This window comes from Paracoccus haeundaensis, from assembly GCF_006239215.1.
Taxonomy (GTDB): Bacteria; Pseudomonadota; Alphaproteobacteria; order Rhodobacterales; family Rhodobacteraceae; genus Paracoccus; species Paracoccus marcusii.
Genome location: NZ_VDDC01000101.1, coordinates 1 through 1,243 on the forward strand (window position 1 = coordinate 1; position 1,243 = coordinate 1,243).

Here is a 1,243-nt window from a genome sequence, read left to right on the forward strand (position 1 = left end):
CCGCGCTGGAGACCCGCGAGGCCGCCGCCCGCCAGGCCCGCGCCGCCGCCGAGGGCGAGGCCGCGGCGCTTGCCGCCGAACGTACCGCCCTGCAGCGGCTGGTCGATCGCGGGCGCTCCGGGGGTGCCACGCTTCTGGATCAGGTGGCCGTCGCGCGGGGGCACGAGGCCGCATTCGGGGCGGCCTTGGGCGACGATCTGCGCGCGGGCGTGGGCGGCGACGGGTCGGGCTGGCACGACCTGCCGGGCTGGGACGATCCGCAGCCCTTGCCGGACGGCGCCGTGCCGCTGGCGCCGCATGTGCGCGGCCCGGATCTGCTGGCGCGGCGGCTGTCGCAGACGGGGCTGGTGCTGGACGCAGGCCAGGGGGCCGCGCTGCAGCCGATGCTGTCGGCGGGACAGCGGCTGGTGACGCCCGAGGGTGACCTGTTCCGATGGGACGGGCTGCGGGTGATGGCGGGGCAGGCGTTGTCCTCGGCCGCGCTGCATCTGCAGAAGGTCAACGAGCTGGCCCATGTGACCGAACAGGCCGAGCGTGCCGAGGCCCGCGCCGAGGAGGCCCGCGAGACCCATGAGGCGGCCCGCGCCGATCTGGCCCAGGCCGCCGAGGTCGAGAAGTCGGCCCGCGATGCGCGCCGCGAGGCCGAGCGCCTGCTGTCCGAGGCCGCGCGCGCCGCGACGCGGGCCGAATCCGATCTGGCCATGGCCTCCAGCCGCGCCGACGGGGCGCGGGCGGAGCTGGCGCGTCACCGCGCCGATGCCGCCGACGCCCAAGGCCGCCTGACCGAGGCCGAGGCGCAACTGGCCGCGCTGCCCGACCGCGGCGACGCCGCGGCGGCTGTGGAACATGCCCGCACCGGCGTCGAAGGCGCGCGCATCGCCACGATGACCCGCCGCGCCGCGCTGGACGAATTGCGCCGCGAGGGGCAGGCCCGCACCAAGCGTCTGCAGGAGATCGCCAAGGAGGAATCGGGCTGGCGGCTGCGCCTGGAGCAGGCTGGAACGCGTGCGGCCGAGCTGTCCGCCCGCCGCGAGGCCACCGCCGATGAACTGGCCGAGGCGCAGGACCAGCCCGCCATCCTGGCCGAGCAGGAGGAGGCGCTGGTCACGCGCGGGGTGCAGCTGGAGACGCGGCTGACGGCGGCCCGCGCCGCGCTGACATCCGCCGAGGACGCCGCCCGCGCCGCCGCCCTGGCCGAGCGCGAAACCGAGCGGCAGGCAGGCGAGGCCCGCGAGGCCCGCGC

1 pseudogene is annotated in these 1,243 nt (G+C 77.7%); it reads left to right on the forward strand.

The window, feature by feature from the left end:
* Positions 1–1,243, forward strand: a pseudogene (locus FHD67_RS20670) (chromosome segregation protein SMC); the annotation flags it as partial.